The sequence below is a fragment of the Methanomicrobia archaeon genome, assembly GCA_011049045.1.
Lineage (GTDB): Archaea > Halobacteriota > Syntropharchaeia > Alkanophagales > Methanospirareceae > JACGMN01.
In genome coordinates this window covers 1-7,015 of record DSCO01000069.1, presented here as the reverse complement: position 1 = coordinate 7,015, position 7,015 = coordinate 1, and the positions used below count along the sequence as shown (strand labels likewise).

Annotated in this window: 12 protein-coding genes and 1 pseudogene; 10 read left to right on the top strand and 3 right to left on the bottom strand. The window is 51.2% G+C overall.

Features of this window, described 5'->3' with window-relative positions; all coding sequences use genetic code 11:
• The first annotated feature begins 197 nt into the window (after positions 1-197).
• The 8 genes and pseudogenes from ENN68_10005 to ENN68_09970 all read left to right on the top strand — a co-directional run bounded on the left by ENN68_10005 (position 198) and on the right by ENN68_09970 (position 3,262).
• Positions 198-336 (top strand): annotated as a pseudogene (locus tag ENN68_10005) (PIN domain-containing protein).
• A 221-nt stretch (positions 337-557) separates the two neighbouring features.
• Entirely contained in the window at positions 558-782 is a 225-nt protein-coding gene (locus tag ENN68_10000; GenBank protein HDS46387.1) for a hypothetical protein, read from the top strand.
• Positions 783-793: 11 nt separating this feature from the next.
• Positions 794-1,087, top strand: a complete 294-nt coding sequence (locus ENN68_09995) for a nucleotidyltransferase (GenBank protein HDS46386.1) — start codon at positions 794-796, stop codon at positions 1,085-1,087.
• Complete coding sequence (locus ENN68_09990; GenBank protein HDS46385.1) at positions 1,080-1,457, top strand: DUF86 domain-containing protein; 378 nt, start codon at positions 1,080-1,082, stop codon at positions 1,455-1,457. The genes ENN68_09995 and ENN68_09990 overlap by 8 nt, the downstream gene beginning before the upstream one ends.
• Before the next feature lie 329 nt (positions 1,458-1,786).
• Entirely contained in the window at positions 1,787-2,113 is a 327-nt protein-coding gene (locus ENN68_09985; protein ID HDS46384.1) for a site-specific integrase, read from the top strand.
• Between the two features lie 68 nt (positions 2,114-2,181).
• Positions 2,182-2,526 (top strand): hypothetical protein, encoded by a 345-nt coding sequence (locus ENN68_09980; GenBank protein ID HDS46383.1) that lies wholly within the window; start codon positions 2,182-2,184, stop codon positions 2,524-2,526.
• 33 nt (positions 2,527-2,559) lie between these two features.
• Entirely contained in the window at positions 2,560-2,799 is a 240-nt protein-coding gene (locus tag ENN68_09975; GenBank protein ID HDS46382.1) for a DUF104 domain-containing protein, read from the top strand.
• Complete coding sequence (locus ENN68_09970) at positions 2,774-3,262, top strand: hypothetical protein (GenBank protein ID HDS46381.1); 489 nt, start codon at positions 2,774-2,776, stop codon at positions 3,260-3,262. The genes ENN68_09975 and ENN68_09970 overlap by 26 nt, the downstream gene beginning before the upstream one ends.
• 240 nt (positions 3,263-3,502) lie before the next feature.
• Here ENN68_09970 and ENN68_09965 read toward each other — a convergent pair whose 3' ends face one another.
• The 3 genes from ENN68_09965 to ENN68_09955 all read right to left on the bottom strand — a co-directional run bounded on the left by ENN68_09965 (position 3,503) and on the right by ENN68_09955 (position 5,979).
• Complete coding sequence (locus ENN68_09965; protein ID HDS46380.1) at positions 3,503-4,939, bottom strand: hypothetical protein; 1,437 nt, start codon at positions 4,937-4,939, stop codon at positions 3,503-3,505.
• The gene (locus ENN68_09960) at positions 4,936-5,412 is read right to left on the bottom strand and encodes a hypothetical protein (GenBank protein HDS46379.1); all 477 of its coding nucleotides are present in this window, start codon (positions 5,410-5,412) and stop codon (positions 4,936-4,938) included. Before ENN68_09960 ends, ENN68_09965 begins: the two co-directional genes overlap by 4 nt.
• Positions 5,413-5,757: 345 nt before the next feature.
• Entirely contained in the window at positions 5,758-5,979 is a 222-nt protein-coding gene (locus ENN68_09955) for a hypothetical protein (GenBank protein ID HDS46378.1), read from the bottom strand.
• A 471-nt stretch (positions 5,980-6,450) separates the two neighbouring features.
• On the opposite strand from ENN68_09955, the gene ENN68_09950 reads away from it, so the two are divergent.
• Positions 6,451-6,687 carry a type II toxin-antitoxin system HicB family antitoxin gene (locus tag ENN68_09950; protein ID HDS46377.1) on the top strand — a complete coding sequence of 79 codons (237 nt, stop codon included), beginning with the start codon at positions 6,451-6,453 and terminating at the stop codon, positions 6,685-6,687.
• Positions 6,680-6,928: a type II toxin-antitoxin system HicA family toxin gene (locus ENN68_09945; protein HDS46376.1), complete on the top strand. Its 249-nt coding sequence runs from the start codon at positions 6,680-6,682 to the stop codon at positions 6,926-6,928. Before ENN68_09950 ends, ENN68_09945 begins: the two co-directional genes overlap by 8 nt.
• Positions 6,929-7,015 lie beyond the last annotated feature (87 nt).

Below are 7,015 nucleotides of genomic sequence, written 5' to 3'. Positions count from 1 at the left end.
GTAGGCTATGAGCTCTACTCGACAGAACTATTAAAGGACGCTAATGAGACACTTTCTTTCATCGAAAGAACCTGAACTAAGAAAGAATTTAAACCTTTTCTTAAAAAGAAAAGTTTTACCAAAAGAACTATTAAAGGACGCTAATGAGACACTTTCTTTCATAAGAAAGAACCTGTACTAAGAAAGAAGCACTTGCAGAGTGGCGTACGATGATGGATACGTATCGTTTGCTTCCCAATGATGCGGTACTCGCGGCTACCTGCAACCATTACTTACGGGATCAAGAAGATCGCCACCTTCGATGAGGATTTCAAGCGAGTCGACTTCCTGGAGATTTTCATTTCATATGAGTATTGCGGTTATCGGTTCAGGTTCGTTGAAGGAGCGATTCCGATTTTGAACGAGCGCGTGAATTGAATCACGAACGGTCTGGAAGCCGTAGGGGCAAGAAGAAGCGATTTTTATCGCTCGAACGAATAAGTGGACGAACCGCTTTTAATAACGAGTATCTTCTATCTGATTACTGCATATCGAGAACTACTTTGGGCGTGATAAAGATGGAAGACGTAGTACGCACCGGAGTCCCGGCGGAGCTGTATCAGCTAAAGCTCTTAGCGGCAATAGGGCTGTCTAAGACGAAAAGCGAAGAACTGAAGCGGGGTTTACGTCAGCTCCGATACGGACGTGTCACGAAGATAACCAGGGTAAGGGAACTACTGGATGAGGCGCTGAACCGAGAGGATCTAAGCGTGTTAGTGCGGCAACTGAGAGAAGCGGAGTAGAGGAAAGAAAGATGGATGCTGCTGAGGTGGCGCGGAAATTGGCTGAGAAAAAAGCGCACATGAGCCGGGCTTTTCATGTAAGAGAACTAGGGTTATTTGGTTCTTATATCAGGGGTGAAGAGACAACAGCCAGTGATATAGATGTTCTTGTCGATTTTACTAAGGGGCATAAGGATTTTTTCAATTATATGCGGTTAAAATTTTACCTTGAGGGTCTTTTTGGGCGAGACGTTGACCTTGTGATGAAGGATGCGATTAAATCACGGCTAAAGGATCGTATCTTACACGAGGTTGAATATGTCTAAGCGGGACAGAGATTATCTTCTTTTTATAGAAGATATCGTGCAGTGCATAGAAAAGATCGAGAGCTATACTGGTAATCACTCATTTGAAGATTTCAGCGAGAATGACATGGCAGTTGATGCTGTAATCCGCAATTTTGAGATCATAGGTGAAGCGGTAAAAAGGATTCCTGAAGAAATAAAGCGGAAGTATACTGCTGTGGCATGGAAAGAGGCGGCGGGATTCCGAGACATCTTAATTCATGAGTATTTCGGGATTGATCTTGAGGCGGTATGGGACACTGTAAGAGTGAACATCCCGGAATTCAAAGCACAAATAGTACGGGTTTTAGAGGCAGAAAGAAGTGGCATTGGAAAAGGGCGCGATGATTGAGTGGTGAGAGAGAATCCGTCGGCTCACCACTTGATGGCTCCTGGATCGAAGTGCGTTATCCTGTAGCGGATAAGTTCTCCTTTCACTGGCAGAGGCAAGGCGGCACAATGTATCGAATTGATACAGCACCGCATCACAAAGGCCTGAGGGGTTTTCCACGGCATATTCACTTTGGCTCAGTCAGAAGACACGGTCATCGAGGATGATGTGCTCGCGGCGAATATAGTTCCAGAGGATAATTTCAGGAAGTTTATGGCGTGGGTGAAGGGAGTTTTGAGTGAGGATGCACGCTGAAATAGTATTACAAAAGCTCATGGAGCAACAGAGCGATGCTTTTATGCCTCTGGAGCTCGGGCTTGCGCATCAGCACCCTGATCGCACTCAACTATGAGGACGTACGGGACGACTTGGAAAACAGTGAAGAGTGCATCAGGATTCCGGTGTATCCGGAGATGAAGGAGCGTGTACCTGATGCTTGTAAAGGCTCGATACCGTACTACGCCTTCATCTGTGCAGAGGCGACGCAGGGGCTGAAGGCCTACCTTCAGGAATGGATAGAGCGCTTTGGCAACCCTAAACTGGAAGAGCCGCTGTTCTGCTCGGACTGGACGCTCTGGAAGACAGAAGAGCGTGCCCTGCGGCAAACCTTTTCTTGAAAGAAAAGCTTTAGCAAAAGAACTTATTGCTGCCTCAGGGAGAGCAGGCCCGGCTGATCAAGGAGGCGATGGAGTGGAAGCGCGGGCAGCAGCTGCCGGAGGTAAGTACCACCGAGAAGGTAATCCCGATCGAAAACCTTTTCTATAAACCCTTTCAGGGTTTTCTTCTCGGGGACGTGGGGCTGTGTGTGTGGAGTGGGGAGTGGATGCCCCACAGAGAAAAGGTTTTGGCATGGCATTGCGAATACAGAGGTGCTGCTGGTGGGTGTGATGCTCGTCCTGTTAGCGGCGATGATGAGGACCGCCTACGAAGGCGCTGGGTGGAGATGGGTAACGAGGAGTGCCCCGGCAATTACGCGATGAACATCTCCACAAACCACTGCGAATTTGCAAAGGAGTACCAGGTTATTTAAGCACAAGGCGCCAATTTAATTCCTGATGGGGTTATGGGAACGAGAGTGAAGGCAGTGTATGAGGACGGGGTATTGAAATTGCTGGATCGGGTTAGCCTCAAAGAGGGAGAAGAGCTAGAGATCGAGATATTCCCTGGTGAGCGGAGGATGGAAGAAGTATTTAAGAAGCTCGAAAAAGTTATGCCCCACCTTGGAGCGGTGCTTGATATCGCAGAAACGAGTCCCGAGACACATATGGATAGGGAGTATGTACTCAGGAAGCTCGGGATTTGAGGGAGTTGTTGATGTTGGGCTCATTGTGCTTGCACATTGTGAAAATCCCGCTTGGAGTTACGCACGCGATTTTCTGCGGGAGGTTCTTGGTTTAAAAAGGCGATGCGTTGTTCCGCTCAGCACGTATATCGGGGCGCACGTGATAATGACGAAGTATCTCAAGCTTCCCCGGGCGGCAGTTACCGAAGCACTGGTGACCACGGTCTCGCTCGACTCACCTGCGTTTTTCGGTGATATAAGCAGAACGACTGCGATCGGAGCACTCGAAACGGCAGGCGAGTTAAAGATCTCCTCCTGGGATGGTTATCTCCTGGAGCTGGCGAGGCGTATGAACCTCACGCGAGTCTATACGATTGACGAAGAACTGAAGAGAAGGGTACACCATCTCGAAGTGATCAATCCGATTCCTGCAGAGGTGATGCAGGAATACCATGAGTATGTGGCATCGCGAATTACCCGTTAATTGTTTCATCTGACGCGGACCAAATACCGCTCCGAACGAACGATCCAGATTTTGAACGCGTAGATTGGCTCACAAACGGTCTGGAAGCCGTAGGGTTTTTAGTGTAACTGGCGGTATGCTGTTGTTTTTATCTGTTAGCTGGCTAGAGGTGTTACCAGCTGTGAGTGCCCTCTAGCGGCGATTATAGCGTCGCCCTGATCCCGTGCTGTTTTCTCTTTACTTTAGTAGAGAGGAGGTTCGTTATCGCGCACGGGGTATAAGAACCTGCCGTCGTGCTTTCTCTTTTGCGAGTATCAGCTCGATAGCGCCGGCGAGTGCGTCAGGCCCGTCGTCATGAGCTGCGAGCGGGAACTGGAGCAACTGCTCCACGAGCAGGGGATAGGTTTGGTTCCAGGACTTCAGGAACGTTAATTGCCCGTTGGTGTAATGCGGCTCGATACTTTCGATCCTTGCTCTTTTGTTCGTGGTATGCCAGACGAATTTATAGGGTACGGTAACTCCGGCTGCCTGCTGCCGCTCATGGAGCACGAGCTCGAAGCTGTTGCGGGCATGATCTGATTTAGCTTTGGCGAGCGCATTCGCCTCGATCCCGAGTACGGTGTAGTTGAACTGCTGCTGGAGCGCAATGAGCGAATCGATGAGCTGTGATTGCGGCATACGCGTCAGCTCGCAGTGATACACGATCCAGGCGTTGTTGTACCGGAGCAGGGTAACGATGGCGGTGTAGTCGGCGCCACCGAGCGAAGGATCACAGAAGCCAATGACCTCTGCTGCCTGTGTGAGGTCGAGCTCAGCGGCAGGAATGGTGTGCATCGCGTCCAGCCTGAAGACCTGGTGCTCTGATGGCAGGGGCTGGTTCAGATACTGGCAGGCGAAGGCGATCTCGCCCTTCTCGATGCGTAGTGCCTGGAGCCGTTTTGGGGAGAGAATAGTGGGGAACCGCGGGGTCTCGCCGTCGTCGTGATAGCAGGAGTCGCGCTGGATACGGAATTTGTACTCATCCGTGAGCCCGGGGTTCAGCTCGTTGCTGATATAAGCGTAGAGGTCATCGAAATGCCAGTGGGTGCCCACAACGACGAGCTCGCCCTCGGGCGTGAGTACGGAGATGAGATCCTGGAACCACCGCTTCTTCTTCTCTCGGATCACCGGGCTTTCGCGGTCGTCGATATTGCAGAGATCATCGACGATAATGAGCTCGTAATGCGCGGAGACGAGGTTGCTGAGCGCGCCGACGGCCCGTATGGAGGGCTCGCTATAGGTTTTGGTACGGGTCGTGAGCAGGACGGTTTTCGTCTTCGCGGCCTGAGGCTCGAGCGGCAGGGTACCGCAGGTATCGTGGTATACCCAGCGGAGCATCTCGTTCCGGAGATACTGGCCCACGATCTCGGACAGGAACGCCTCGGCGTTTTCCGCGGTCGCATTAACGATCAGTATCCTGAGATCAGGCTCCTGTAATAGGCGCCAGATGGGATAGGCTTTGGTGAAGACCGTGGACTTAAAGGTATGGCGTGGCTCGAGCCAGAGCGAGCGTTTATGCCGCCTGTCCAGCTCGGTGCACCATGCATGGTGCGGATCCTCCTGTAGCAGGGGGTAATCCAGGATCTCACGGGCGAACTGGAAGAGGTCAAACGTGCGCTGTTCACCGTTGTGATGATTCGTGAGCTCGAGCTCCCTCATTCTTTATCGGTACCTCCGGCCGAATCGTATCGGCGGCTATTCAGCTCGTTCCATCTTCCCTGGAGGTAGGGCTCGCTGCTGGCCTCAGATGGCATGCCATCCAAATCCTTCATTGTGCGCACGATCTGACCGAATTCACGGACAGTAGGCTCGAACGCATCGTCGTCGATATGCTGTTCAAGCTTGTCCAGATAGCGCTCAGCAACTCGTTTTAACCGCTCTTCCAAATTCGGGTTCTCGTGTGAGTCCTGGTTTGTGGTAGGGTCGAGGATAGCACGTGATGCGAGCGTTTTACGATCGGTTCCTGCGTTTTCTGCACGCCGGGTCAGCTCGTCATACGCTTCAGGTGTGATCGCGATGGTCTTCTTCCTGGTGATGCTGGGTGCCGCGGTTACCGTGCGGTTTTTACCGCGGCTATCCTTCCGGTGAACGGCCCGCGCATCCGTTTCAGCATCGCTTTTTCGACGGGACATTCAGGGTCACTACATATGCGCAGAACACCAACGCGTTTAAGGTGGCCCCGTTGTTTGGTGGTAAGTAAAGTCACGGATACAGGTCCGTTACGCAATTCAGCGTACGTAACAGCTTTTTTGTCTGTGCCGGTACACGATGCCCCGCAGGTGGGTTGCACCATCGTTCTGGCGGTGCAGTGCATACCGCAGCGGCGCGCGCCTTCAGCGGCGGGGGGTGAGAGGCGCGAAAAGAAGAAGAAGAAGAAAGAAGAAGAAGGGGTAGAAGAAGATCGAACACAGTATCCGTGAGGCGTGATGATTCAGAGCCGATCCTATCTAGGATGTCGACCACTCCCCTTACTCTTCTCAGCGCCCATATCCTAGCTCATCCAACATCTTCTTCCCTTTCTCGGTGATTACATACCGCTGCTTGCTGCTCCGGGGTTTGTCTGGAATGGTCATGGCCAGCCACCCAGCCTCCAGAGCGGGCAGGAGATACGCTTTACGAAAATGCCACCGATCCGCAAGCCCCAGTATCACCTGTATCTCCTCCCGAGATTTCGGCTCTGCTGCACAGGCTGTTAGCATCGTTCTCACTTGTGGGGTGACTTGTGGGGTAACTTGTGGGGTGACTTGTGGCTTCACTATCAAAGATAACGGTGAAGAACGTAGTGAATTCATAGCGGGGCTCTGGTAGGCCGCTGGAGACCATAATCTCCTTCATCCGGGTTATGCCCGACCCGATCTTTTCTACCGCTCTCTCCAATCCTGTGTAAAAAGTCGGCGATCATCGCATTCCTGCGCACGCTCTTCTTTCCGAGGTCTTCCGGTTTCTATGAAGGAGCGGGGTGGAGATGGGTAACGAGGAGTATGCCGGCAGTTACGCGATGAACATCTCCACAAACCACGGCGAATTTGCAAAGAATTACCAGGTTTTTAAGACAGGCGCCGCGCCAATCTAATTCCTGATGAGGTTATGGGACGAGAGTGAAGACGGTGCAAGAAGCGAGTAAATCAGAAACTTTTTAAGCATAAAGCACCTATAGAATTTGAAAGGCTATGAAATTCAACATCACCCTTGAACTCGACGAGGAGGGTCGGTATGTTGTGGAATGTACGGACCTTCCAGGGTGTCTTTCTGAGGGAGAAACGGTGCAGGACGCGATTGAGAATATCAGTGAAGCAATCGTGGGCTGTTTGAAATCGCGACTCAAGCAAGCAGGTGAGCAGTTGAAGGTCCCTACGTTTTACCAGAAGCTGGATATTTCTCTTGATCTGGGCACGGCACATGTCTAAGCTTCCCCGGGCGAACGGTGAGAAGCATGTTGCTGCGTTCAAACGAGCTGGTTGGAAGCTGAATCATATTGAAGGGAGTCATTACATTCTGATCAAAGAGGGGAGTGATGTCCACTTATCGATACCGGTGCATAAGAATAAAACCCTTGGTCCCGGTCTTTTGAAAAAACTCATTCTCAGGGCAGGTCTCACCACTGGAGAATATATAGTGCTCTTTTATAAGCGGAAAGTAACCAAGTGACACTTTCATTCATCGAAAGAACCTGTGCTAAGAAAGATTATTCAAATAATTTCTGTCGAGTAGAGCTCATAGCCTACCTCTTGTTGG

Excerpts from the sequence above, each read along its gene's own strand:
- ENN68_10000 (HDS46387.1), top strand. The coding sequence starts at position 558 with ATGGAAGACGTAGTACGCACCGGAGTCCCGGCGGAGCTGTATCAGCTA.
- ENN68_09995 (HDS46386.1), top strand. The coding sequence starts at position 794 with ATGGATGCTGCTGAGGTGGCGCGGAAATTGGCTGAGAAAAAAGCGCAC.
- ENN68_09990 (HDS46385.1), top strand. The coding sequence starts at position 1,080 with ATGTCTAAGCGGGACAGAGATTATCTTCTTTTTATAGAAGATATCGTG.
- ENN68_09985 (HDS46384.1), top strand. The coding sequence starts at position 1,787 with ATGCTTTTATGCCTCTGGAGCTCGGGCTTGCGCATCAGCACCCTGATC.
- ENN68_09980 (HDS46383.1), top strand. The coding sequence starts at position 2,182 with ATGGAGTGGAAGCGCGGGCAGCAGCTGCCGGAGGTAAGTACCACCGAG.
- ENN68_09975 (HDS46382.1), top strand. The coding sequence starts at position 2,560 with ATGGGAACGAGAGTGAAGGCAGTGTATGAGGACGGGGTATTGAAATTG.
- ENN68_09970 (HDS46381.1), top strand. The coding sequence starts at position 2,774 with ATGTACTCAGGAAGCTCGGGATTTGAGGGAGTTGTTGATGTTGGGCTC.
- ENN68_09965 (HDS46380.1), bottom strand. The coding sequence starts at position 4,939 with ATGAGGGAGCTCGAGCTCACGAATCATCACAACGGTGAACAGCGCACG.
- ENN68_09960 (HDS46379.1), bottom strand. The coding sequence starts at position 5,412 with ATGTCCCGTCGAAAAAGCGATGCTGAAACGGATGCGCGGGCCGTTCAC.
- ENN68_09955 (HDS46378.1), bottom strand. The coding sequence starts at position 5,979 with ATGCTAACAGCCTGTGCAGCAGAGCCGAAATCTCGGGAGGAGATACAG.
- ENN68_09950 (HDS46377.1), top strand. The coding sequence starts at position 6,451 with ATGAAATTCAACATCACCCTTGAACTCGACGAGGAGGGTCGGTATGTT.
- ENN68_09945 (HDS46376.1), top strand. The coding sequence starts at position 6,680 with ATGTCTAAGCTTCCCCGGGCGAACGGTGAGAAGCATGTTGCTGCGTTC.